18 protein-coding genes are annotated in these 24,705 nt (G+C 65.2%); 3 read left to right on the plus strand and 15 right to left on the minus strand.

Annotated elements, in window-relative coordinates:
• Positions 1 to 5: 5 nt before the first annotated feature.
• Complete coding sequence (sprA, locus tag OEX18_04385) at positions 6 to 6,302, minus strand: cell surface protein SprA (protein ID MDH4336496.1); 6,297 nt, start codon at positions 6,300 to 6,302, stop codon at positions 6 to 8.
• Positions 6,303 to 6,601: 299 nt separating this feature from the next.
• Here sprA and OEX18_04390 point away from each other — a divergent pair, with 299 nt between their 5' ends.
• From OEX18_04390 to OEX18_04400, 3 genes are read left to right on the plus strand one after another with little or no spacing between them, the layout of a single operon-like run.
• Positions 6,602 to 8,062: an LptF/LptG family permease gene (locus OEX18_04390; GenBank protein ID MDH4336497.1), complete on the plus strand. Its 1,461-nt coding sequence runs from the start codon at positions 6,602 to 6,604 to the stop codon at positions 8,060 to 8,062.
• Complete coding sequence (locus OEX18_04395; GenBank protein ID MDH4336498.1) at positions 8,043 to 9,125, plus strand: LptF/LptG family permease; 1,083 nt, start codon at positions 8,043 to 8,045, stop codon at positions 9,123 to 9,125. The genes OEX18_04390 and OEX18_04395 overlap by 20 nt, the downstream gene beginning before the upstream one ends.
• Positions 9,122 to 10,816, plus strand: coding sequence for a GWxTD domain-containing protein (locus OEX18_04400; protein ID MDH4336499.1), 1,695 nt, complete (start codon positions 9,122 to 9,124; stop codon positions 10,814 to 10,816). Before OEX18_04395 ends, OEX18_04400 begins: the two co-directional genes overlap by 4 nt.
• Here the strand turns inward: OEX18_04400 and OEX18_04405 are convergent.
• The 14 genes from OEX18_04405 to rpoN all read right to left on the minus strand — a co-directional run bounded on the left by OEX18_04405 (position 10,728) and on the right by rpoN (position 24,700).
• Entirely contained in the window at positions 10,728 to 12,539 is a 1,812-nt protein-coding gene (locus OEX18_04405) for a chorismate-binding protein (protein ID MDH4336500.1), read from the minus strand. The two genes, OEX18_04400 and OEX18_04405, sit on opposite strands and share 89 nt — an antisense overlap.
• Before the next feature lie 106 nt (positions 12,540 to 12,645).
• On the minus strand, positions 12,646 to 13,902 hold the full coding sequence (gene ahcY / locus OEX18_04410; protein ID MDH4336501.1) for an adenosylhomocysteinase: 1,257 nt from the start codon (positions 13,900 to 13,902) through the stop codon (positions 12,646 to 12,648).
• A gap of 15 nt (positions 13,903 to 13,917) precedes the next feature.
• Positions 13,918 to 15,072, minus strand: a complete 1,155-nt coding sequence (gene metK / locus OEX18_04415) for a methionine adenosyltransferase (protein ID MDH4336502.1) — start codon at positions 15,070 to 15,072, stop codon at positions 13,918 to 13,920.
• 41 nt (positions 15,073 to 15,113) lie between these two features.
• The gene (locus OEX18_04420) at positions 15,114 to 16,094 is read right to left on the minus strand and encodes a sugar phosphate nucleotidyltransferase (GenBank protein MDH4336503.1); all 981 of its coding nucleotides are present in this window, start codon (positions 16,092 to 16,094) and stop codon (positions 15,114 to 15,116) included.
• Entirely contained in the window at positions 16,091 to 17,143 is a 1,053-nt protein-coding gene (locus tag OEX18_04425; protein ID MDH4336504.1) for a bifunctional phosphoglucose/phosphomannose isomerase, read from the minus strand. The genes OEX18_04420 and OEX18_04425 overlap by 4 nt, the downstream gene beginning before the upstream one ends.
• Positions 17,140 to 18,963 (minus strand): phosphoenolpyruvate--protein phosphotransferase, encoded by a 1,824-nt coding sequence (ptsP, locus tag OEX18_04430; protein ID MDH4336505.1) that lies wholly within the window; start codon positions 18,961 to 18,963, stop codon positions 17,140 to 17,142. Before ptsP ends, OEX18_04425 begins: the two co-directional genes overlap by 4 nt.
• 76 nt (positions 18,964 to 19,039) lie before the next feature.
• Positions 19,040 to 19,306, minus strand: a complete 267-nt coding sequence (locus OEX18_04435) for an HPr family phosphocarrier protein (protein MDH4336506.1) — start codon at positions 19,304 to 19,306, stop codon at positions 19,040 to 19,042.
• An 11-nt stretch (positions 19,307 to 19,317) separates the two neighbouring features.
• The gene (locus OEX18_04440; GenBank protein MDH4336507.1) at positions 19,318 to 20,046 is read right to left on the minus strand and encodes a PTS system mannose/fructose/sorbose family transporter subunit IID; all 729 of its coding nucleotides are present in this window, start codon (positions 20,044 to 20,046) and stop codon (positions 19,318 to 19,320) included.
• Positions 20,043 to 20,735 (minus strand): PTS sugar transporter subunit IIC, encoded by a 693-nt coding sequence (locus OEX18_04445; protein ID MDH4336508.1) that lies wholly within the window; start codon positions 20,733 to 20,735, stop codon positions 20,043 to 20,045. Before OEX18_04445 ends, OEX18_04440 begins: the two co-directional genes overlap by 4 nt.
• 4 nt (positions 20,736 to 20,739) lie before the next feature.
• The gene (locus OEX18_04450) at positions 20,740 to 21,216 is read right to left on the minus strand and encodes a PTS sugar transporter subunit IIB (protein ID MDH4336509.1); all 477 of its coding nucleotides are present in this window, start codon (positions 21,214 to 21,216) and stop codon (positions 20,740 to 20,742) included.
• 2 nt (positions 21,217 to 21,218) lie between these two features.
• Complete coding sequence (locus OEX18_04455; protein MDH4336510.1) at positions 21,219 to 21,641, minus strand: hypothetical protein; 423 nt, start codon at positions 21,639 to 21,641, stop codon at positions 21,219 to 21,221.
• Entirely contained in the window at positions 21,638 to 22,621 is a 984-nt protein-coding gene (gene hprK / locus OEX18_04460; GenBank protein ID MDH4336511.1) for an HPr(Ser) kinase/phosphatase, read from the minus strand. The genes OEX18_04455 and hprK overlap by 4 nt, the downstream gene beginning before the upstream one ends.
• Positions 22,618 to 22,974: a ribosome-associated translation inhibitor RaiA gene (gene raiA, locus OEX18_04465; protein ID MDH4336512.1), complete on the minus strand. Its 357-nt coding sequence runs from the start codon at positions 22,972 to 22,974 to the stop codon at positions 22,618 to 22,620. Before raiA ends, hprK begins: the two co-directional genes overlap by 4 nt.
• A gap of 268 nt (positions 22,975 to 23,242) precedes the next feature.
• The gene (gene rpoN / locus OEX18_04470) at positions 23,243 to 24,700 is read right to left on the minus strand and encodes an RNA polymerase factor sigma-54 (GenBank protein ID MDH4336513.1); all 1,458 of its coding nucleotides are present in this window, start codon (positions 24,698 to 24,700) and stop codon (positions 23,243 to 23,245) included.
• Between the last annotated feature and the right edge of the window lie 5 nt (positions 24,701 to 24,705).

A 24,705-nucleotide genomic window follows, 5' to 3' on the forward strand; every position in this document is an offset into this window, starting at 1 on the left:
TGCGATCAGAAGTTGATGACCGCCGAAATGCCCAGGCGCAAGGTGGTGATGGTCTGGTCCTGCGCCTCGGCGTAGGCGCGGGTGTAGTCGATGAACGCGCTCCCGTTGATGTTGGTGTTGAACGTGTACGTCACGCGCGGCCCCACCCGGATGTTGGTGGTGGCGGGGATCGGCGTTCCCGTGGTGGCACCCGGGGTGAATCGCTCGCCGCCCGATTTTGAATAGGAAATGTTCAGGGTGGACTCCAACTGGTTCTTGAAACTGATGTCCTTGCCGAACAGACCGATGCTGCCGCCGGCACGGAAGTTCTTCCGGAGGTCCAGTGTAACCGAGAAGCTGTTGGTCACCGTCTTCGATCCGCGTGTTTCGCTGGAATTCTGCGAGCGTGCGACACCCAGCGTCGAGGTCAGGTCGTTCTTCCAGGTGAACAGCAGCGAGGGCGACATGGTGGATGTCTCCGCGATGACCGTGGCCGGCTGCCCCTTGGTGCCGGATTCGTTGTGGGTCTCACGGTAGTCGAGGGTGAGTTCGCCGCCGGCCAGGATGGGCCGCAGCGGCCCGAACTGGTGCAGATTGTCGAACTTGAGCTGCAGGTCGGGCCAGGTGCTGTTGGTGGCGCGCGTCTGGCTCTCGCGGAAGTCGCTGTCGCTGGTGCCGTGCGCATAGCGCGCCTGCAGGTCGATGGTCTGGCCGTTCTGCTTCTCCATCAGCCGCACGCTGCTGCTCACGTTGTAGCTCAACTCCTCGCGACGCGTGTCGGGCGTGTCCAGCGACTCGCCGTCCTTCATCACGCCGCTGGCGGTACTCGCGCCCAGCCGGTAGGCGAGGTCCGGGCGGTCGGGGATGCGCGCGTAGCTCGAGTTGAGCCGGTGCTGCACACTGGCGCTGATGGGCTGGAAGCGGGTGAAGATCCGCCCGAACCCCTTCACCGCGCTGCCCACCCCGGGGCGCGGCCGGGCCGGTTGCTGGGCGGTGGTATCGGCCTCCGCCTCGCCGGTGCCTCCCTGTCCCGCGGGTTGCCCGCCGCCGGACGGCGGCGCGTTGCCGGGCGGCACGGCGGAACCGCCACCGGGCGGCGGTGTCACCGCCGCAGGATCCCACCCCAGCCACTTGTAGAGGGTGGTGACGTGCTTGCTCAGGTCGAAGCGCAGGCGCCCGGTGTCGTTGCGCGACGCGTTGACGTTGCGGGTCCCGCTGGGATCGCCCTCGCGGCGCACGTTGGGACTCGAATCCTCGTTGTAGTTCGACAGCACCTCGACGGTGGGTTCCACCAGGCGCACGATGGGCCAGCGCGGCGCGACGAAGGATACGCGCAGGTTGTTGCTGCGCCCCACCTCCGTACCCACGTTGACCCCCTGCCAGTCGTGCGGCAACCCCAGATCCCGTGAGATGGCCACGCCGAAGTTCGACTCCAGCGAACGGAACGGGTTGTAGCGAATATTGCCCTGGTTACGCAGCGACGCGTTGTACTGGTAGGGTTCCCTGCGGAACTCCCCGGTTCGCAGGGTCCAGCGCGTCGAGGTCTGCCGGTTCGCGCTGGACGAAAGGTCGATCGAGTTGAACCACCACCGAATGCGGTTCTTTCCGAACAGCGGGAGGGTCTTGTCGCCCGACCAGGTGAGCTGGTAAGAAACCGAGCCCGCCATGTTGGTGGTGGTGTCGCGCACCGACGGACTGATTCCGCGCTGATCACTGTAGGAAAATGTTGGTTTGATGCGGTCGAAGGTGTAGCGCATCAGGAAGTTCTGCGACTGCACGCGCCGGGTGAGCGAGGTGGTGAACCCGCGCGCGACGCGTTCGGTTCGCAGACTGTCCTGCACCGCCGGATCCTGGATCTCGGTGTCACTGTTGGGGGGATACTTGGGCAGCGAGCGATTGCGCGAGTAGTTGCCCGAGACCGGAATCGAAAACCCCGCCAGGGGCAGGAAGTACTGCAGGTCGGTGCGCGCGTTCAGCCCGAACACGGTCTGGTCCACACCGCTGCCGCGCGTCTGGCGCAGTCCGCGGTAGTCCGCACCGGTGCGAGCCCAGTTGCCACCCAGGCTGATGGCACCGCCCGCCACGCTCAGGTTGGCGCTCACGCGCTCCGAGTGGTCGAAGTCGCGCAGCACGTCGCCCACATAGATGTCGTCCATCCAGATCTCGCCGCTCTGCGGAATCGAGTTGCTGCGGTTGCGCACCCCCGCGTAGAGAAAGCGTACCCCGTTGAGGTTGGGCAGTCCGCGCATCAGCACCGGGTAGACCTTGCTCGGGTCACCAAAGTCGGTGGCTGACCCCGTCACGACGCTGTCGGACGGCTCGAACTTGAGGTTGGTGAGATCCGCGAGCTTGATCTGCACCAGCGCCCAGCCGGTTTCGTTGTAGTACTCGCCGGTGAAGGGCACCTGCACCTCGTAGTAGTTGTCTTCGTTGGTCGCCATGCGGAAGTAGTACTCCACACTGTCGCGCAGCTCGTCGGTGTGGACCCAGAAGTTCAGGTCGCGGTACAGGGTCAGGTTCAGCCCCGCCCCCGCGAAGCGCTTGAGGATGCGCAACTGGGTGCTGTCGGGAAGGTTGGCGTAGCGCACCGCGAGCGACGATTCCTTGTCCGAAATCTGGTTCACCGTGTTGGGGTCCACCGGCGGCTTGTACACGCCCGGGTCGGTCTTGGTGCTGATGGAGCCGATGGCAAAGTCCGCACCGGTGGCGGTCTCCACCCCGTCGTACAGGTTGCGGATCTTGTCCGCCTCCCAGCGGTTGCCCTGGATGGAGAACTCGCACACCTGGAGACGGCGTGCGCCGGTGCCGCTGTCGCGCAAGATCTCGGTGGCGCCGTCGAACCACACGCGCACGTGGCGGATCTCGTCCAGGCGCGGCTGCAGACCGCTGGGCGCCACAATGGTGTTGTCGGATATCTTGACGCGGTAGAGCCGCCAGGAGTCGTTCTCGTGCCCCGTTTCCGAGAAGCCGTCGTAGCCCGGGTACTGCGCGCGGATGTCGATTTCCGCGCTGTCGGCCAGGTTGATGGTGTAGCTGAAGTACGCGTTGTCGCGTCCCAGCTGCCCGTTGCGGTCGAGATCCTCGGTGTCGTAGAAGCGGTTGCCCTCGGTTCCGTTGACCTTGAGGTAGCGCCCGCTGATCTTGTTCACATCGATGTCGTCTCCGGAGGGGTCATCCGCGTTGCCCAGGGGCGGGATGATGGCGGGCTCGTCGATGTTGAACAACAGGTCCAGACCGGTGTCGTCGAAGGCCGCGGCGAACCCGTCGCGGTCCCGGTCCTCGTCGTCGAAGACGTTATCGCCGGGATTGAAGAAGTTCTCGTCGATGATCCCCATGTCGATGTGCAGCTGTCCGCCGCGCGTCAGTGGATCAGGCTTGAAGTCGTTCACCCATATCTCGATGAACTGCCCCTGGGTGATGTCCAGCCCGCCGCCGGAAAAGCCCAGCATGACACCCGCGTACCGGGTGGAGTCGGTCAGGGTGGGCGTGTTCATCAGCTCCAGGTCCAGCGACTGCACCAGCGTGTTTTCCTGCTCGTCGAGCTCGGGGTTGAGGTCGCGGCGGTGTACCCCGCGCTCCGGCTCGATGTTGTACCAGAACTGGTCCAGCCGCAGCGAGTCCTCCCACACCATGCCGGCGGGGAGACTGGCCGGGTACCAGCTGCGCCGCGAGGTGGGAATGCGATCGCTGTCCTCCACCCCCTCGAAGTCGTCGATGTAGGCCTCGTTCCTGGTGTTGGGGTTGGGAATGCTGGCCGCAAGCTCGCCGTCGATCTGGATGGTGCTGGGCGCGTCGGTGTCCACGTAGGGGAGCCAGTTGGCAACGTCGGTGAGCAGGCGCGACTGGTGCTGGTATCCACCGGTGACACCGCCCACGATGCCGCGCGTGGGCTCCTCGCCCAGCCGCGGCCGGTCGGCCGCAGTCGCCTTGGACTCGTAGAGAAAGGTGGTGCCGAGACGCGCGTTCTCGCCCAGCTTGGACTGCGTGCTGAAACCGGCCAGGGTGCTGGAGCCGATGCCGCCCAGCGGTTTGTATTCGTAATCGATGGTGAGCTTGGAGTCCGGCGTGAGGTCCGAAGACGCGCTCTCACGCAGCTCCACCTCGCCGGTCTCGTAGTCGATGCTGTAGTCGGTGCCGCGCGTGAGCTTGCGCCCGTTCAGGGTGATGGTCTCGCTGTTCTCCACGATGTCGAGCGCGTTGATGCGGAAGGTCTTCGAGGTGCTTACCGCCGTCACCTTGATGACGTACTGGTGGACGTCCGCCTCCTGGGTGGAGTTGAGAAAGTCGGTGTAGATGCGCGTGGCCTTGTCGTACTGCGGCTGGTACTCGCCGCTGAACTGGAACTGGCCTTCGGTCCACCCGGTGACACTCAAGGTGTCGGGCGCGAAGGCCCGCAGCGACGGGAACTGCAGCGTGCCGGTGGTCAGGTTCACCAGCCCGCTGGTGAGGTCGATACGCCCGTCGGGAGGCCCGGTGCCGCTGCGATCGGTCTGGTCGAGGCCGAAAATCTTCAGGTAGGGCACATCCGAGTTCTGCGGAACCTCGGGGTTGACGCGCGGGTTGATCACGTCCTCGATGATGATCTCCAGCGAGTTGCCGTCGATGCTGGTGAGGCCGAGGTTGTAGATGTTGCGCACCGCCAGCCGCCACACGGAACCGTACGGGCCCACCGGCTTCGGGTCCGGCGCCTTGATCATTTCCAGCATCAGCGTGTCCGCGGCCGAGCCCGCCACCGTCACCTGGCCGGTGGCGGGGTTGATGACGCCGAGGGTCGCGTAGGATCCTCCCACCGGGGTTCCCAGGCTGTTGGTGTAGCGCAGCGCCACTGACTTCTGGGCCGTGGACGCGATGGGGTCGAACAGTTCCACGCCGATCACGTCCAGGGTGATGGCGTCGACGATGAACTCGTAGTCGATGCCGCGTTCCAGCAGCTCGAACTTCTGCGGGCTGAGCGCGAACGTACCGATGCGCGGCCGGCTGCCGGCGTTGATGGCGGTGGCGGCATCGCGGATGCTCTGGCCGTTGCCGACCGAGTCGGGAATCACCCAGCCCGGCAGGCTCTGGATGGTGGGGTCGATGATGAGGTCGGTGGGCGTCACCGTCCGGTACACCTCGAAGTCGACCTCGCTGGCGCCGATGAAGCTGGCCGGGTCGTCGAGGTAGAAGTACTTGTTCTTGATGTAGTCCACGTCGCGGATGGTGCGTGTTTCCGACTGTCCCAACGTGCCGCCGGTGGGGGTAAAGGTGGCGGCCGCCGCCTCGCCCTGCTGCTTGCTGGCGATCACGGTGATGTCGGTGGAACCCATCTTGGCCAGCATCTTCACGCCAAACAGCCCCTGCGCGTTGGAGGAGATGCTCACCAGCTGCGAGCCCGGCAGCGAGAGGCTGGTGTTGCCCAGCTCGATCAACTGGATGACCTCGTCCTCGTAGCCGGTGTAGGCCAGGCGCACGCGGTTGGCGTCGTCACCGATGGCCTCGCTGGAGTGGTCCACCTGGATCGACACCTTGTCGCCGATGGTGCCGATGAGGCTCACGTCCAGTTTCTGCTCCATGTCGAGCGACGGAAACAGCGACTGGTTCTGCCGCCCCTCGAAACCGATGTAGGGGTCGATCACCCGCGTTTCACCGGCGATGGTGATCTGCTCGCGGCCGCGGATGGTGATGCTGGTCTTTTCGCCGGGACCGAAGATGGACTCGAGGCTCTTGGGCATGGGCAGCGGGATGTCGAAGGTGATGCCGCCGGCGGCGGTGGTGGTGGTGCCCACCGTGAAGGCGGTCAGGTTGGCGCGTGCCGCCTCGCGCCATACCGCGGCGCGCGAATCGCGCAGGATCTCGTCGGCCACGTCGGCGTCGGAGGACAGCTGCACGCGCAGCCCCGGGATGGCGAAGTCGCGCGGCATCGGGAGCATCAGCTCGCCCACCTCGCGCTCGTCCTGCTCGAAGAATGCGGTGCGCGGAACAGTGATCACCGCGCGGTAGCCGGGCACCAGCCGGTAGTCCACCACCTGGCGGGCGGTGTCGGAGTCGGTGGGGAGAAAGCTGGGGACGCGGGCGTGCTGGTTGCCCAGCCGGATCGTCTTCCAGTCGAAGGTGACGGTGGAGTCGACGTCGAGTTCGCCGGTGATGCGGTCGCGGTAAAGGGAGTCGTAGAGCCGGGAAACATCGCCCAGGTCGATGTCGAAGGCGAAAAAGGTGTCTTCCTGGGCGTGCGCGGTGCCGACCGTCAGCGGGGTGACGATGCAGAGGAGAAGAATGAGTGCCGGTGTCCGGAAGAGCGCACGGGCCCCCCTTCCGGACCACCTGGAACAGCATGAACACGGCACGTCGATACCAATCGTTTTAGGAGATCGATCACCTTCTCGAGAGACTTCGCGCGACGAGCAGACCCCACCCGCTCGTCCTGATTCGAGGACGCATTCTCAGTAAAGTGTCACTTTTCAGCGACACCTGCGGACAGACAACTCGACGCCCCCTCGACCTGGTCCTTTTACCACCGCCACCCGCGGGTCCGGGGGGCGGTGCCAGGGGAGCGCCATCGATAAAACGTCTTGTCGGCAAACCAATTATCAGTAATTATTCAGAGGTCCGTGCAGCCATCCCTCCTCAGAACCGACGTTCGCCGATGATCTTCGAGCGTTACATCCTTCGCAACTACCTCGGCCCCTTCTTCTTCTCGATGGCGGTAATAACCTTCGTGTTCATAATGGATTTCATCCTCCGCTACATCGATCTGTTCCTGGGCAAAGGCGTGAAGTTCCACATCGTGCTGCAAGTGTTTGCGCTCAGTCTCGGGCACATGTTCGCATTAATCATACCAATGGCCGTATTGCCAGCAACGCTCATGACTTACGGCAATCTGAGCGGCGAAAACGAGATCACCGCCATGCGCGCCTGCGGGGTCTCGCTCTACCGCATGATCGTGCCCGGGCTGATCGGGGCCGCCCTGATGAGCGCGGGGCTGGTGGTCTACAACAACCACGTCCTGCCGGAATCCAACCACCGCCTGCTCAACCTGCTGATCGACATCCAGCGCAAGCAGCCCACCGTGGAGCTGCGCGCCAACCGTTTCATCGACGACCTGCAGGGCTACACCATCTACTTCGCGGAGAAGAACGACCGCACCGGCGACATCTCCGAGGTGCAGATCTTCAAGAAGGCGGAGAAGGACGCGCTCCCCACCACCATCATCGCCGAGAGCGGGCACCTGCAGTTCATCGAGGGTCAGAACCTGCTGCGCGTGGATCTGAAGAACGGCGAGATTCACGAACTGCCGCTGGCGAAGGACCGCGAGACCTACCGGCGAACGTCGTTCAAGGAGTACACCATCAACATCCGCGACGTGGACCGTTCCCTGCAGCGCTCGGAGCGCGACTACCGCGGCGACCGCGAGATGAGCGTGCGCATGATGGAGGACAAGATCCAGGAGATCCGCTCGGAGATGGAGTTGGCCCGCCAGGAGATGATCCGCGAGGCGGGAACCCGCATGGACGCCACCTTCTCCCTGCTCGACGCGCGCGACCGCGCCCGCATGTGGGCGCCCCGCGACAGCGCGCAGGCCGCCCGCCAGGCGCGCGCGGGGGGGGCGGAATCCGGTCTCAAGCCGCGCATGCGGGTGCGTCCGTCCGACTCCGGCGGCCGCGTCGTCCCGCTGGAGGCGCGCAACGAGTTCCTCACCCGCCAGCGCATCGAGACCGAGATCAACAAGCGGGGTTCGTTCGCGCAGCAGATCCGCCGCTACCAGGTGGAGATCCACAAGAAGTACTCGATTCCCTTTGCGTGCGTGATCTTCGTGCTGGTGGGGGCGCCCCTGGCGCTGCGCATGGGCCGCTCGGGAATGAACATGGCGATCGGCTTGAGCATTCTGTTCTTTCTGATCTACTATGTGGGTCTGATCGGGGGCGAGAAGCTGGCCGACCGCGGCATCACCAGTCCGTTCGTCGCCATGTGGGCGCCGAACATCATCTTTGGGATCATGGCGGTCCTGCTGCTGCGCAAGGCCGCGCGTGAGCAGGCCGTATCGGAGTGGTCGGCGGTTTCCCTCCTTCGCACAATTTTCCGCCGCAATGCGACCGCGAATTCATGATCGTTACCTGCTGAGCCGGTTCCTCCGGATCTTCGCCTACAGCGTTTGCGCGTTTGTACTGATCTACATCACCGTAAACGTCTTCGAAGAGATCGACAACTTCATCGATCACGAGGCCTCGCTCAGGAGCATCGCGCGCTACTACCTGCACACGATTCCCTTCGTACTCACCTACGTGGTCCCGGTGTCGCTGCTGCTGGGCACGGTGTTCTCCATGGGCATCATGTCGCGCCGCAACGAGCTCACCGCGCTGCTCGCCTCCGGGGTGAGCATCCGGCGCGTGGCGGCACCGGTGTTCGCCTTTGCGCTGCTGGTGAGCGTGGGGTTCGTGTTCTTCAACGACGCCGTGGTGCCGCGCGCCAACCGGACCAAGAACGACATCATGCGCCACGACATCGAGGGCCGCCAGCGCATCGACCCGGATCTGAAGACCGACTTCCGCTACCTGGGCGCGCGCGGCTTCGTATACCTGGCGCAGTCCTACAGCCACGCCAATCTGTCGCTGTTCGATGTGGTCGTACAGCAGTACGACGACAACACCATGGTGCGGCGCGTCGACGCCAAGCGCGCGCGCTGGGTGGGCGACCACTGGCTCTTCGTGAACGGGTACGATCGCACCTTCGACGGTCAGGAAGAGCACATCGAGCCCTTCGACTCGCTCACCATCCCGGAGATGACGGAGAAGCCGGATGACTTTGCCGAGGAGGAGATCGACGAGGAGGACATGAGCTACGCCGAGCTGTCGCGCTACATCGATCGCGTGCGGCGCAGTGGGGGCAGCGTGGAACAGTACCTGGTGGACCTGCACTTCAAGTTCAGCTTCCCGTTCGCGGGCTCGATATTCGTGCTCATCGGTGTGGCGCTGGCCTCGGGCAAGCGCAAGCAGTCGGTGGCAACCGGCTTCGGCCTCACCCTGGTGATCAGCTTCCTCTACTACGCGGTGCTGCGCGTGGGCCAGACCCTGGGCCACAACGGCGTGCTGCCGCCGCTGTTTGCAGCACAGATGGGAAATATCATCTTCCTGGTGATCGGGCTCATCATGCTGAAACGGACCGACCGATGAAACGCGCCGCCATCATCGCCGCCGTCGCCGCGGTGGTGCTTGCCGCCACCGCCGCGCACGCCGCCCGCGAGTACAAGATCGGCGCGGCCGACCTGGAGAAGCTGGAGGCGCGCACCCAGCGGCAGATCGCCTCGCTGCAGTACCTGATGAACCCCTACCAGCTGCAGCAGTACTTTGCGCTGCCCTCCGACAGCGCGCGGCGCGCGTGGACCATGCGCTTCTGGGCCGCGAAGGACCCGACACCCACCACACCCCAGAACGAGATGAAGGCGGAGCACTACCTGCGCGCCGACATCGCGGCCATGGAGTTCCACATCAATGCGTGGCCGGGCTGGGACAAGCGCGGCGAAATCCTGATCCGCTACGGCTTCCCCGACTATCGCGGCAAGATCGATTCGGAGGTGACCTCGAGCGGGGTGGAGCCGCCCGGCGAGCTGTGGTACTACCGCCGCCACCAGATGATCGTGCGTTTCGAGGACATCAACCTGAACGGCAACTACCGCTATGCGATCACGCCGCTGGGCGATTCGCAGGGCATGTCCATCGACCTGGCCGAGTTCCTCATCTACGACACCCAGGACGCCATCCAGGAGCGCATTCCCCAGCAGTACCTCGACTTCTACCGCGCCCCAGAGGTCAACGACACCGGCGTGGAGTGGGGCATCCGCGAGGCGCTCTTCGGCATGGTCGAGCCGCAGCGCTTCCTGCGCCCGCGCATGGCGCAGACACCGGAGCGCATCGACGAGATCATCGACCCCGACTACGCGCGCTCGCTTCCCGACAACCCGTCCGACGTCTTCCAGATGAACCAGGTGCGCAAGATGGCGTCCAACTTCGAGGGTGTGCTCGAAGACACCCCCGCGTCGTACCCGTTCAATTTCGAGAAGAAATCGTTTCCCTTCTACTTCGGCGTGGAGCAGTTTCGCGGCGGCGACGGTCTGAACCGCGTGGAAGTCAACCTGGAGTTCCCGCTGCAACCGGTGGAGGGCGCATCGCCGCCCGCGCGTTCCTACCGCGCCAGCGTGGTGGTGATGGACGCGGACTACGCCGTCGTCGACCGCCAGCAGCAGGAGCTGGGTGTTCCTGCCGACCGCGTGCGGGGCGAGGTGACCGCCCTGATGCCGGCGCAGATCGTCTTCACCCTGCCGCGCGGCTACTACCGGGTGGGCGTGGCCATGCAGGACCTCGACGCGAGCACCTCGTCGGCATACCGGACCAACGTGTCCGCGCGCAACTTCGACGGCGAGCTCGCCATCAGCGACGTGCTCTTCGCGCAGCGCATCGCCCCGGCGGAGTCCAGCATGCCCTTCATGCGCGGCGCGCTGGTGGTGGTGCCGCACCCCATCCGCCGTTATGCGGTGGGTTCGCCGGTGCCGGTGTACTTCGAGATCTACAACCTGGGGATCAACCGCGAGGGCGTGTCCGAGTACGAGGTGGAATACCGGGTCGCACCCCACCCCGACCGCAAGCGGGGGCTGCTGGACCGTTTCCGCGGGGCGGACGCGGTGTTCTCGTCGCGCTTCAAGGCGTCGGGTTACAGCGCCACCGAGCCCACCCACATCACCATCAACAGCGAGAACCTCGAACCCGGGCTGTACGATTTCATGGTGCGTGTGAAGGACGAGTTCTGGCAGAGCGAAGAGCTGCGTGAAGCGACGTTTCGGATCGTGGAGCCGACCAGACCGGAATGACCTCGACCTCCCACACACCCCGCAACGCGTTGACCAGGCGCACCCGCGGGCTCGCGAGCAGTTCGGCCACCGTGATGACGCGCTCGCAGACTCCCTCTTCCTCGATCATCCGCGCCCGCCGCACGCCCGGCAACAGGCCGCAGGTGAGGGGCGGCGTGCAGGCCACACCGTCGATGTCCACCACCACGTTGGCGATGGTGGTTTCGGTGACCTCGCCGCGTTCGTTGTAGAGCAGCACGTCGTCGAAGCCCGGGCACGCGGCCAGCGCCTCCCGGTACACGCCGCGCTCGGTGGTCTTGTGGAACAGGAACGGGTGCCGGCTGTCCACCGGGGCGTTCGCCAGCGCCACCCGGCGCGGGCGCCCGGCCTCGGCGTCGAAGGCCTCCGCGTCGAGGTGCACGCTCCCGTCCGCCGCCACCCGCAGGCGCACGCGGTGCGGCGCACGCGGCAGGGTTTCCGCGAGTGCATCCAGCGCCGCGCGTACGCGGCCGGTGTCGAGCGGGAGTCCGAAATGCGCGGCGGACCCGGCCAGGCGGGCCAGGTGCCGCTCCAGCAGCGGGTAGCCGGCGTCCGGCAGCCACAGCAGCGTCTCGAGCAGATCGAATACCGGCGCGGGCTCGCGCAGCAGGCGCGCCTTCACCCCGCATTCGTTGTACTCGTCGTCAAGGCGCGAGTCCCACACGATCCCGCCGCCGGTCCCGAACTCCGCCATTCCTGCCGCGTGGTCGATGAGCGCGGTGCGGATGGCCACGCTGAACTGCGCACGCCGCCCCGGCGCGATGAAGCCAATGGCACCCGTATACACCTGCCGCGGCGACGACTCGACCTCCGCGATCACCTGCATGCTGCGCGCCTTCGGCGCCCCGGTGATGGATGCGGCCGGAAACAGTGCTTCGATGATTTCAGCCACGCCGGCGCGTGATTCCGCGCGCACGGTGGACGTCATCTGCAGCACGGTGGGGTGGCGCTCGACGTCGAACAGCCGCGGCACGTGCACGGAGCCGGTGCGCGCAATGCGACCCAGGTCGTTGCGCACCATGTCCACGATCATCACGTTCTCGGCGCGGTCCTTTTCCGACGCGCGCAACTCGGCCGCGCGCGCGTCGTCCTCGGCGAGAAAACGGCCGCGGGGCCGCGTGCCCTTCATGGGGCGGGATTCCAGCAGCTCCCCCTCCAGGCGGAAGAACAACTCGGGCGAGGCGCTGCAGATGGTCCACTCCGGCAGCGACAGGAACGCGCCGAACGCCGGGTCGCGCCCCGCCATCCGGTGCATAAAGAACGCCCCCGCGGCATGGCGGGCGAAGGCGGCGCGCAAACGGAAGGAGTAGTTGACCTGGTAGGTGTCGCCGCTCGCGATGAGCGACTTGATACGCGCGAAAGCGCGGTCGTACTCGGCGCGTTCGATGGCCGGACGCCACACCGGCAACGGGCAATGTCCACGGGGCAGCGGACCCATGCCGCGCACGCGGGGTGCGTCGTAGAGGCCGAACCACAAGAGCGGCAGCCGGCCGGCATCCCGCACCACGAACGCGGGATCGAACGCGGGGGCGGCCTCGTAGGCGATGAACCCGGCGGCGTGGAGACCTCGGCCGGATACGGCCGCTTCCACCGCGTGCAGCGCGCCGCGGACATCCGCGACGTCGCTGACGGCGATGATTTCGCGCGGGGCCGAGAATACGAGCCAGCGCCCGCTGTCGGCGTCGCGCAGGACCACGCTGTTCACTGCCATCCTCCCCCGGGACCGTTCCCGGGCCAGAAAAGGCAATGCGGGCCGGTCGCAGATCGACCGGGCCCGCACGCCGTTACAAACATCAGCCGGCCGGAACCGATCAGGTGCCGTGCTCCCAGCTGGCGAGGTATCTCGCCTGCTGGTCGGTGAGCGTATCGATCTTGTAGTTCATCGACGCCAGCTTGAGGCGCGCGATCTCCCGGTCGATGCGCTCGGGAACCGGCATGACCTCGATCTTGAGCGAGCCGTGCTGCTTGACCATGTACTCCGCCGCCAGCGCCTGGTTGGCGAAGCTCATGTCCATCACCGCGGCCGGGTGCCCCTCCGCGGCGGCCAGGTTGATAAGGCGCCCTTCGCCCAGAATGTTGATGCGCTTGCCGCTCTTGAGCGTGTACTGGTCCACGTCCTTGCGCACCCGCTTCTTCTTGTTGGCGATCTTCTCGAGTTCCTCGATTTCGATCTCCACGTTGAAGTGCCCGGAGTTGGCGACGATGGCGCCGTCCTTCATGTTCTCGAAGTGCTCGCGGCGAATGACCGCGATGTTGCCGGTGAGCGTCACGAAGATGTCACCGATGCTGGCGGCCTCCATGATGGGCATCACCCGGAAGCCGTCCATGACCGCCTCCAGCGCCTTCACCGGGTCCACCTCGACGATGACCACGTTGGCGCCCATGCCCCGCGCGCGCGTCGCCAGGCCGCGCCCGCACCAGCCATAGCCGGCCACCACGAAGGTGGAACCGCACAAGAGCACGTTGGTGGCGCGCAGAATACCGTCAATGGTGCTCTGGCCGGTGCCGTAGCGGTTGTCGAAGAAGTGCTTGGTGATGGCGTCGTTCACCGCCACGATGGGAAACTTGAGCACGCCCTCCTTCTGCATGCTGCGCAGACGGATGACACCGGTGGTAGTTTCTTCGGTGCCACCGAACACGTTCTTGAGCGCGTCGTCGCGGCTCGAGTGCAGCGTGGAGACCAGGTCGGCCCCGTCGTCCATGGTGATCTGCGGCTTGAGATCCAGCGACTGATTGATGTGCTTGTAGTAGGTTTCGTTGTCCTCGCCGTGGATGGCGAAGACTGAAGTCTGGTAGTCGGCCACCAGGCTCGCCGCCACGTCGTCCTGCGTGGAGAGCGGGTTGGACGCGCACAGCGAGGCCTGCGCCCCGCCCGCCTGCAGCGTGCGCATCAGGTTGGCGGTCTCGGTGGTGACGTGCAGGCACGCGGCGATGCGCACGCCGGACAGCGGCTTCTCCTTCTGGAAGCGGTCCCGGATGCTGCGCAGCACCGGCATGCGGTCGTCGGCCCATTCGATGCGGTCCTTGCCCTGCGGGGCGAGGCCGATATCCTTGATGTCGTGCTTCATTGGTTCCCTTTCTCGCTACGATTGAGCGCGTTTGCGTAGTTCCTCGACGAAATCAACGTGCTCCCAGGTGAAATCCTTGTCCTCGCGGCCGAAGTGGCCGTAGGCGGCGGTCTTGCGGTAGATGCCGCGGCGCAGCTTCAGCCGCTCGATGATACCCTTGGGGGTGAGATCGAACGCGTCGCGCACGATGCGGGTGAGCTTCTCGTCATCGATCTTGCCGGTACCGAACGTGTCCACCATCACCGAGACCGGTTCCTTCTCACCGATTGCATACGCAATCTGGATCTCGCACTCCCCGGCCAGCTCTGCGGCCACGATGTTCTTGGCGATGTGGCGCGCCGCGTAGGACGCGCTGCGGTCCACCTTGCTCGGGTCCTTGCCCGAGAAGGCGCCGCCGCCATGGCTGCCCATGCCGCCGTAGGTGTCCACGATGATCTTGCGGCCGGTGAGCCCGCAGTCGGCCTTGGGTCCGCCCTCCACGAAACGGCCGGTGGGGTTCACCAGCAGCCGGTAGTCCCCGCCGTTGAAACCGAACTTGGCCAGGATGGGGCGCACCACCTTGTCGTTCACATCGCGCCGCAACACCTCATCCTTGACGTCGGCGGAATGCTGGGTGGAGACCACCACGGTGTCGATACGGTGCGGTTTGCCGTCCGCATATTCCACCGTGACCTGCGTCTTGCCGTCCGGCCGCAGATAGTCGCAGCCCTTTTCGTTGCGCCGCACCCACGCCAGGCGCTCGGAGAGCCGGTGGGCCAGAAAGATCGGCGCCGGCATGAGCGTTTCCGTCTCACGGCACGCGTAACCGAACATCATCCCCTGGTCGCCCGCGCCCTCCTTGCCCACCACACCCATGGCGATGTCCGGCGACTGCTCGTCGATGGAGGTGATGACCGAGCAGGTCTGGTAGTCGAAACCGAACGCCGCATCCGTGTAGCCGATATCCTTGATGACACCGCGCGCCACGGACGGAATGTCCACGTACGCGGTGGTGGTGATTTCACCGGCGATGAACGCGAGTCCGGTGGTCACCAGCGTCTCGCACGCCACCTTGGCGGTGGCGTCCTGCGAGAGGATCGCGTCGAGCACCGAATCCGAAATCTGGTCCGAAATCTTGTCGGGGTGCCCTTCGGTAACGGACTCCGACGTGAACAGCCGCTTCTCCGACATGTTGCCTCCTTGGCTTCCTTCTGCTGTGCGCCCGCGGGCGTCTATTTGAATATGATCTCGCTCGAGTCTCCGACGTCAAACCGCTTGAACCCGCCCCGGATGACGGCGTTGGCGCCGATGAGGCTCGACTCGAGGGTCGCCTCGGTGACGGTCGCACCCTCGGACAGCACGGAATCGCGGATGATCGACGAGTGGATCACCGCGCGTTCGGCGATCGATACATACGGCCCGATAATGGAGTTCACGATCTCCGCACCCGGCGAGATCGAAACCGGCGGGATGATGATCGACCCCTCGATGGGGGGCGTGCTGGGCGCATTCTTCAACAATTTACGGTTTGTTTCAAGCATGGCCTCGGGCTTTCCGCAGTCGAACCATTCGTCGATGACGAAGGGCCGGAACTCGGTCCCGCCCTGGATCATCAGCTGCAGGGCGTCGGTGATCTGGTACTCGTTGTTGGTGGTGATGTTGCGGTCGATGATGTCCCGCACCGCCTTGAACAGCCCGGCCGAATCGCGCAGGAAGTACAGCCCCACCAGCGCCAGGTTGGAGGGGGGGTCCTGGGGCTTCTCCACCAGGCGGGTGATGCGGCCGTCCGACACCTCGCACACGCCGAAGCGGCGCGGGTCCTCCACCTCCTTGACCCCCAGCACGTTGCTCTTCTGGGCCACGACCCGGGCCAGGTCGGTCTTGATGATGGTGTCCCCGAGGACGATCAGGACCGGCTCGCCCTTGTCGGCGACCGCACGGGTGAGATCCACCGCGTGCCCGATGCCGCGGCGCTCCTCCTGGTAGACGAACTCCACCTGGAGCCCGGCGTAGTGGCGGCGGACGAACTCCTCGATCAGCTCCCCCTTGTAGCCAACGATGAGGACGATGCTGCTGGGTCCCAGCGGGACCACGTCGTCCAGGATGTGGGAGATGATGGGCTTGCCCGCCACGTACAACAGCGCCTTGGGGAGCGTGTAGGTGTGGGGGCGCAAGCGTGTGCCGATTCCGGCGGCGGGGATGATGGCCTTCACGCGAGTTCCTTCTTGAGTTGGTCGATCTTGGTGACCGGCGTGGGATCGACGCCGTTGAGATACGCGAGGTATACGCTGGCGAAATCACCCAGCAGCATCATGGACAGCATGCGCGCCAGGCGTCCGCCGCCGGGCGACTCCAACCGCTCCACGCGCGCCGCCAGCGGGCCCATGATGGAGAGACCCACGCCGGCCTGGCGCCGCGTCATGGGGTGGTCGTCGCGGTCCTCGAGCGAGAAGATCACCGCACGCGACATCAGGTGCGGAGACGCCTCCCAGCCCACGATCTCGTTGTGATTCAGCTCCGGGAAGAAAGCGAAGTGGGCCAGCACCTTGCCGTTCTCGTTGAACTGGCACGCCCAGCGGCGCGCCACCCCTTCCAGCAGCGAGGGCGCCGCGTAGACGAAAGCGGTCCTGCCGTGCAGGCCGTGCGCCAGTTCGATGGCGGCGTTGTCCTTGTGTCCGGGTGCGTATGCCTCGCAGCGGTCACGCACCGCCGCCAAAGACTCCTCGAATTCCGCGTCGGTGAAGGCGGCCGCGCCGCACGCGCGCAGAATCTGCAGCATGGGAAAGAGCGAGAAGCCGATGGCCGAGCGCGGCGGCATCCCGCCGGGAATGGTGCACACCGGCACCCCGTCGCGGGCACAGCGCTTCGCCAGTTCGCCACCACTGGTGACGGCCACGATGGCGGCACCGGCCGCGCGCGCCGCGTCGTAGGCGGAGAGGGTCTCGCCGGTATTGCCGGAGTAACTCGACGCCACCACCAGCGCGCCGCGGGCGAGGTTTCCGGGCAGCGCGTAGTCGCGGCAGCTCATCAGCGGGGCCTCCGCGCGCTCGCCCAGGAACGACCGCGCCAGGTCGCCCCCGATGGCGGATCCACCCATGCCACACACCACCACGCGCGCAAAGGGGCCTCGCGGCAGCTGCGCTTGCTTCACGAACGCGGCACCGATCTCCCAGGCGCGAGCCGCCTGCTCCGGAAACGCGAGAATGCGGCCGAGCATGTCGGACGCGTCGATTCGGGCGCGCAGGTCGTTCATCGCCGTCATGTTCGCGGTCTCCCGTTGTCGACCATCGAAGGAACGTTGAGCTTCAGGAACGCCTCGATCTCCGCCTCGATCTCCGCGGTGGTGCGGAACTTGGTGGTGCGGCGCACGAGCGCGCGACAGGCATCGAAGGTCACCGAGCGGATGATGCGCTTGACTTCCGGGATCACGTTGGGACTCACGCTGAAACCGTCGATGCCCAGTCCGATCAGCACGGGCACCGCCAGCGGGTCGCCCGCCATCTCGCCGCACACGGACACCTCCACACCCTTGCGCCGCGCCGCCTCCACGGTGATACGCAGCAGCCGCAGGATGCTCGGGTGCAGGTGCTGGTACAGGTGCGCGATCTTGCTGTTTCCCCGGTCCACCGCCATGGTGTACTGGATGAGGTCGTTGGTGCCGATGGAAAAGAAGGCCACCTCGCTGGCAAAGTGGTCCGCCAGCGCCACCGCCGACGGCGTCTCCACCATCATTCCCAGCGGCACGTCGTCGGCAAACTTGTAGCGCTCCCGCGTGAGATCGTCGCGCACCTCGGCGCAGATCTCCTTGGCGCGCACGATCTCCTCCACCTGCGAGATCATTGGAAACATGATCTTCACCTGGCCGTGCGCGCTGGCGCGGTAGATGGCGCGCAACTGCGTCTTGAAGATATCCTTGCGGGTCAAACAGAAGCGGATGCCCCGCCAGCCCAGGAACGGATTGAGTTCCGGCGAACGGTGCAGATAGCCGGCAATCTTGTCGCCCCCGATATCGAGGGTGCGGATAACCACCGGCCTGCCCTCCATCTTCTCCGCCACCGCGCGGTACACCTTGTACTGCTCCTCTTCGGTGGGCAGGTAGTCCTGCGAGATGAAGTAGTACTCGGTTCGAAACAGCCCCACACCCTGCCCCCCGTGGTCGACGGCGGACTCCACCTCGTCGGGCGCATCGATGTTGGCGCTGAGCATGAAGGCGCGCCCGTCGAGCGTCTGCGCAGGGTACCCGGTCAGGGTGAGGAGTTGCTCCTCCAGTTCGCGGAAGCGTTCGATCTCCAGGCGATAACTCTCGATGGTGGACGGCGTGGGATTCACGATCACCGAGCCGGTGTTCCCGTCCACGATCACGGTGTCGCCGGGCTCGACCTGGTCAACCAGGTTCTCCAGCCCCACCACAGCCGGCACGCCCTGCGAGCGCGCAATGATGGCGGTGTGCGACGTGCGCCCGCCCAGATCGGTCGCGTAGGCAAGTACTGTGTTGCGGTCGAACTGCGCGGTGTCGCTGGGGGAGAGGTCGTGTGCCACCAGCACGCTGGGCTCGCTGGGGCGGTTGGCGTCGCCGGCATCGTCGCCCAGCAGCTGCCGGATGACCCGCTTCTTCACGTCGAGCACGTCGATGGTGCGTTCCTTGAGGTACTCGTCCTCGATTCCGCCGATGGAATCGATGACCCGGTCGATCACCGCCTCGAAGGAGGCGGCCGCGTCGAGGCGCTCGGAGCGGATGAGCGCACCGGTCTCGTCGGTGAGCAAGCTGTCGTCGAGGATGAGCAGGTGGGCGTCGAAGATGCGTGCGTGATCATCGCCCATCTTCTTTGCGATGTCCGTCTTGAACGCGCGAATCTCGCGGCGGGTCTCGGCGAGCGCCCGTCCGAAACGGGCCACCTCGGCCTCGACCGCCGCCGGCTTCACCTTACGGCGTGGAACACGCGTGCGGCCGCCATCGCGCACGAACGCCGTGCCGATGACGATGCCTGGCGACGCCGAAATCCCGTGCCGCTCGAACTCGGGCTTCGCGTGGTTCCGTCCGTTGGCCGGACCGTTTACCTTGTGGGCTCTGCTGCGTGACATGGTCAGGCGGTTATCCGCGATGGCGCGCTCGTGCGTGCCATCCGGCCGGTCCGCATCCGGCGTGGCGTGTTACGGATTAGTCTTCGTAAAACTTCGCGTCGAAGAGGGCTTCGAGGGCTTCTTGTGCGGCGGCTTCGTCAGGACCTTCTATTTCCACCCGAATCCGGGCGCCCCTGGCTGCGGCGAGACTGGCAAGCCCGAGAATGCTCTTTCCGTTGGCATACTTGTCGTTGTGGTACACGCGAATGTCGCTGCTGTACTGCGCGGCAACCTTGACGAACTCACCCGCGGCGCGCAGGTGCAGGCCGATCTTGTTGCCCACCTGTTTCGTGAACTCCACCATACGTTCAACGCCTACTTCAGCACCAGGGCGACCGCCCATGACAGCGGGAAGAGGACAATCGCTATCCACGGCGCCGGCACTCGGCGCGAGGCGAGCAACACCACGGCGGCCACCAGCATCCCCCCCAGGGCCACGGGCATACCCTCCGCCCGCGCGCGCGCTATCAGCACCGCCACCAGAGCCCCGCCGGCGAACGCGGCCGCGCCTCTCGCACTGCCGATGAGGCGCGCAACACCGTGCCCCGAGAAGGTCTCCACCACCCCCCAACCCCGGGAATACCCGAATGACACTCCCCAGTACCGGGTCGCGATAACCACGGCATTGTACAGCAGCAGAACCGCCAGTAACCCCGGAAAAAAACTGTATATAGCAGACAGGCAGGCCAAAGTCAACGCAAGGGGCTTGAGGGCGCCCACGAACAGCATATCGCCCACCACCGCCAGCGCACTCCCGGCGGCCTGCTTGAAGCGGGACACCGACGCGGGAGCCCCCGCGTCGCCGTCCTCCTCGATGCGCAGCACCCCACCCACCACCAGCGGCGCCGTGTTGGGGTTGGTGTTGAAATACTCCGTGTGCCGGTCGAGCAGGCCGTTGCCGCGCGGGGAGAGGCGTTCGGCGGCCGCGTCCAGGGCGAAGAGGACCCCCAGGTTCTGCATGCCGCGCCGGTGCAGGGTCGCCTGGATGAAGAGCAGGCGGGCGAATACACGCGCCAGATCGCCGCGTCCCAGCCGACCGCTCACAGCAGCCACACCACCCCGAGGGTCACCAGCAGACCCAGCGCCGCATAACGCCCCAGCGCGCGGTTGCCGAATGCGGTGAAGACGGTCACCGCCGCAACCGCGGGGAGCGTGTTCAACCACAGCTCCGCGCCCGCGGATACCCCGCCCAGGCGCCCGGTGAGCGCGTCGCCGAGCCCCACCGCCACCGGCAGCATCACCAGAACCGAGGCCGCGTTGACCAGCGCCACGATGGCCGCCGAGGCGACGACACGCGCGAGCAGGTCGCGCGTGGCGGCCTCCGGCGTTCCCGGCAGCCTGAAGCCGACCAGCCAGCGCTCGCGTATTTCGCCCCCGGCCCGCGAGACCACGGCACCGGCCTCGCCCGCCAGCAGCCCGAAGAACACGCCCGCGGCCACCACGAAGCCCACCCGGGTATCGCCGGTGGTCTTGAGCACCAGGCACGCGGCGCCGATACCCACCACGCCGCCCACCACGGTGTTGGGGCGGCGCGTCCCGCGCGCAGCGGCGATCGAGAACCAGACCAGTTGCAACGCGACACCGGCCATCATCGCGGCCGCCATCTGGTGGGTGATCGCACCGACGATGAGCCCGACGAAGACCGGTTCACCCAGCAGGCTCTGCCAGCCGGCCCGGTCGTCCAGCGCCAGCAGCCCGGCGACAACGGAAATGAGGACGACGTCGGATATCAAGGCATCACACCACGAGCGAGTTGATCACCCGCGCGGCGTTGGAGGGAATGTCCTGGGCCGACAGCGTTACACCGAACTTGACCAGCTCGCGCAGGTAGGAGCGTTCCTCTTCGGTAAGGAAGACGAATGGGAGCAGCTCCACCGAACGCTCGCGGTAGTGCAGCCCTCCCACGTTCACCTGCTTCAGCCCGACGCCGGCCTGTACCAACGCGAGCACATCCCGGCCCGACTCGAACAGCACCAGCAGATCGTCCTGCTGGAAGAGCTCGCTCTGCAGCCGCCGTACCGCCTCTTCGGTGGAAAAGAAAGACGTCTTGATCTCGGGCGGGACACAGGAGGTGTAGAAGCGGCGCTCCCAGTCGCTGGTGGCCACGCGGTCGTTGGCCACGACGATACGGTCGGGCTTGACGTAAGGAACCCAGCCCAGCACCACCTGACCGTGGATCAGTCGGTCGTCGATGCGAGCGAGCTTGATTGGCATGGTCAGAACTGGTCCGCGTCGATCGCGTTGATACTGTCGCGTCCGCGCGATGCGAGCTCGGATGGAAGACGTTCGAAATTGATTTCGGTTCTCTTGTTGAGGAAGGCGAGCAGCATTGGAAGGTTCACACCCGACACGATACGGACGTTTCGGTGCCTGCGCTCTATGGCCAGGGTGGCGTGACCGCAACTCCCGCCGATGAAGTCCACGAACATCACGTAGGAATCGTCCGGTCCTCCCGACTCGATGATGGCCTCCAGTTCGGAGGCCAGCGCCTCGGGCGCCTTGCCCTCATTGCTCACGGCGTGCACACCGGAGACCGACCCGTAGATGTGGTGCGCGGTCGCGATGAACTCCCGCGCGAGATTGCCATGTGTGACGACTATCGCCGATATCATCTTGCTGGCCGTTGCAGGGCGTGTCATTCAGTATCGAATCTCAAATAGTGCCTCGTCTGCTTGTCACTCTTCATCATGTCGATCAAAAGCGTGTTGAAGTTCTCGGCCGCATTGACGCCGTAGACCTTCAACATGTGGTTCATCGCGATTACTTCGGAGATTACCGTGATGTTCTTGCCGGGGAAAAGCGGAATTACCACCTGGGGCAGCTGCGCGCCCAGGATTTCCGTGGTCCGCTCGTCCAGACCGGCCCGGTTCCAGTCCTTCTTGGTGTCCCAGTCCTCCAGCAGCACCTCCACCTCGATGCGTTTCTGAACGCGCACCGAACGGATGCCAAACAGGTCCTGGACGTTGATGATCCCGATCCCGCGGATCTCCATGAAATGGCGCAGGTGCTGGTTACCGCGCCCGGTGAGCACGTCGTCGCTGATCTTGCGCACATGCACGGTGTCGTCCGCCACCAGACGGTGTCCGCGTTCCACCAGGTCCAGGGCGATCTCGCTCTTGCCGATGCCGCTGCGGCCCGTAAACAGGAGTCCGACACCGTAGACGTCAACCAGGGTGCCGTGGACCTCGGTGGTCTCGGCAAAGGCGTCGTCCAGGTACTTGGTCATCTCGTGGATGAAGGGGGTGGTCAGCATGCTGGTGCGCAGCACCGGCACCTTGTGGCTCACGGACGCCTTGAGCAGTTCGACGGGGATGTCGAGCTGCCGGGTCACGATGATGCACACCAGCGGAACCGAGAACAGCCGGTCCACCGCCTCCACCCGCACCTCGTCGGTGCGGGTGTTGAGGTAGAGGATCTCCGTCTCCCCCAGCACCTGGATGCGTTCGTTGAGGTAGTTCTGCATGAACCCGGCCAGCGCCAGTCCGGGCCGGTGGATGTCGGTGACGGTGGCCGGGATGGGCCCCTCCTCGACGCCATTGACCAGGCTCAATGCCAGCAGCTCCCGGGTTTCATCCAGGAGCTGCTTCACGGACAGAGTCTTCTTGCGGGTGGTGCTCATTCCCCTGGCTGTTCCGTCTCCGCCTCGGCTACCTCTCCGGAAACCTCGCCCAGACCGCGGTTGTGCTTGCGGCTCTTGAGCTTGCTGTGATGGCGCTTCAACTGCTCTTCAAGCTTGTCGACAGCACGGTCGACAGAAAGGTACATATCCTCCGATTCCGCGCGGCCGATCATGTCGCGGCCATTCACATGCAGGGTCAACTCCACCCGCTGGCGGTACTTCTCGAGCGAGAAAATGATGTGCACATTGACGATGTGATCGAAGTACTTCTTGAGGTTGAAAACCTTGCTCTCCGCGTAGTCCTTCAGCGCGGGAGCCAGGTCGTAGTGTCTTGCCGTCGTGGTAATGTTCATGACGACCCCTTTCTTAACATCATCGGCAATTGACGCCGTTCCGGATTCCCGGCACGGCGTTCGGAGGGGCGCAACGCAACAGTTTGCGCCTCGAAGAAAAATCATGTTTGGGAGGTAAAAGGCGGCGGATCGCCGAAGTTCGGGTGCCCGGGGTGCGATCGTTCGGTCGGGGAACGCTGCAACGTGGATCATCTGGCACTCCACACTTCCAAATCTACACTCCAACGCCCCACAGGGCAAGGCCGCGCACGCCACCGGGCGGCCAATATCAGTATTGTTTTCGCATCCGCGCCGGGAGGATGTTGAGTTGCTCCCGGTACTTGGCGACCGTCCGGCGGGCGATGTTGAGCCCGTCCTTCTTAAGCATATCGGCTATCTTCTGATCCGACAGCGGGGTACGCGCGCTCTCGGCCTCGATGATGCGCCGGATGTGGTCCTTGGCGCTCTTGGCCGACACCTCCCCGCCGTCCTGGGTGCTCAGGCTGGAGGAGAAGAAAAACTTGAGCTCGAAGACGCCCCGTGGCGTCTGCACGTACTTGTTGGTGGTCACACGGCTCACCGTGGACTCGTGCATGCCGATCTCGCTCGCCACCTGCTGCAGGGTGAGCGGCTTGAGGAACGCGGTGCCCTTGTCGAAGAACTCGCGCTGCTTGCGAACGATGCACTCCATCACCTTGACCATGGTACGGCGGCGCTGCTCGATGGTCTGGATGAGCCACTTGGCGCTCTTCAGGCGTGCGTTTATGAACTCGCGCGCCTCGTTGTCACCGTTGCGCACCTCGCGCATGAGTTCGTCGTGATAGTGCTGGCTCACGCGCAGCCGCGGCACGTTGCGGTCGTTGAGGTAGACCACGTACTTGCCGTCCACGGTCTCCACCACCAGGTCCGGGATGACGTACTTGGGATCCTCCACCACCACTTCCAGGCCCGGCTTGGGGTCGAGGGTGGCGATCTGCTTGCACTGGTCCTGGATGTCCTGCACGGAGACCTTGAGCTTGCGGGCAATCTCCATGTACTTCTTCTGCTTGAACTCGTCGAAGTGGCTGCGAATGATGATGGCGGCCAGCGAGTCGTCCTCGCCGCGGAAGCGCAGCTGCAGCAACAGGCACTCCTGCAGGTTGCGCGCGCCGACGCCGGGCGGGTCGAAGGACTGGATGAGTTCGAGGACGCGATCCACTTCCTCCAGATTGACGTCGAAGGTGTGCGCGATCTCCTCGATGGTGCAGGTGAGATAGCCGCTCTCGTCTAGCGAGCCGATGATGTAGTCGCCGATCATGAGGGTGGCGGGTTCATCGGTGGCGATGCGCAGCTGGCCCATGAGCTGGTCGGTGAACGACTGCTTGGCCACGGGAACCTTCTCGAAGAATTCCTCCTGCTGCTCTTCCTCGCCACCGGCACGCCCCAGCTCGAAGCCGGCGTTGAAATACTCGTCCCAGTCGACCTGCTCCTCGCCGGCCTCGCCACCGTCGGGTTTGCTGTCGGCTTCCTCCTGGCTGCTCTCCGACGGCTCGTCCTTGCCGTCACCGTCGGAAGCCTCCTTCTCCTCGTTTTCCTCGGTGATCTCCTCGTACTCCTCGATTTCCTCCAGCAGGGGGTTCTCCATGATCTCCTGCTTGAGCATCTGCTGGAGCTCAATGGACGGCATCTGCAGAAGCTTCAGCGCCTGCTGAAGCTTCGGCGTCATGACCAGCGTCTGCCTCTGTCTCAGGTGAAGGCCGAACTTCATGTCCA

The organism is Candidatus Krumholzibacteriia bacterium, assembly GCA_029865265.1.
In the GTDB taxonomy this organism is placed as follows: Bacteria; Krumholzibacteriota; Krumholzibacteriia; order WVZY01; family JAKEHA01; genus JAKEHA01.

Bases quoted from the DNA above. Each gene is read 5' to 3' on its own strand.
- ahcY (MDH4336501.1), bottom strand. From the start codon at position 13,902: ATGAAGCACGACATCAAGGATATCGGCCTCGCCCCGCAGGGCAAGGAC.
- OEX18_04450 (MDH4336509.1), bottom strand. From the start codon at position 21,216: ATGCCAATCAAGCTCGCTCGCATCGACGACCGACTGATCCACGGTCAG.
- hprK (MDH4336511.1), bottom strand. From the start codon at position 22,621: ATGAGCACCACCCGCAAGAAGACTCTGTCCGTGAAGCAGCTCCTGGAT.
- OEX18_04395 (MDH4336498.1), top strand. From the start codon at position 8,043: ATGCGACCGCGAATTCATGATCGTTACCTGCTGAGCCGGTTCCTCCGG.
- OEX18_04425 (MDH4336504.1), bottom strand. From the start codon at position 17,143: ATGACGGCGATGAACGACCTGCGCGCCCGAATCGACGCGTCCGACATG.
- metK (MDH4336502.1), bottom strand. From the start codon at position 15,072: ATGTCGGAGAAGCGGCTGTTCACGTCGGAGTCCGTTACCGAAGGGCAC.
- OEX18_04400 (MDH4336499.1), top strand. From the start codon at position 9,122: ATGAAACGCGCCGCCATCATCGCCGCCGTCGCCGCGGTGGTGCTTGCC.
- OEX18_04435 (MDH4336506.1), bottom strand. From the start codon at position 19,306: ATGGTGGAGTTCACGAAACAGGTGGGCAACAAGATCGGCCTGCACCTG.
- OEX18_04390 (MDH4336497.1), top strand. From the start codon at position 6,602: ATGATCTTCGAGCGTTACATCCTTCGCAACTACCTCGGCCCCTTCTTC.
- ptsP (MDH4336505.1), bottom strand. From the start codon at position 18,963: ATGTCACGCAGCAGAGCCCACAAGGTAAACGGTCCGGCCAACGGACGG.
- rpoN (MDH4336513.1), bottom strand. From the start codon at position 24,700: ATGAAGTTCGGCCTTCACCTGAGACAGAGGCAGACGCTGGTCATGACG.
- raiA (MDH4336512.1), bottom strand. From the start codon at position 22,974: ATGAACATTACCACGACGGCAAGACACTACGACCTGGCTCCCGCGCTG.
- OEX18_04455 (MDH4336510.1), bottom strand. From the start codon at position 21,641: ATGACACGCCCTGCAACGGCCAGCAAGATGATATCGGCGATAGTCGTC.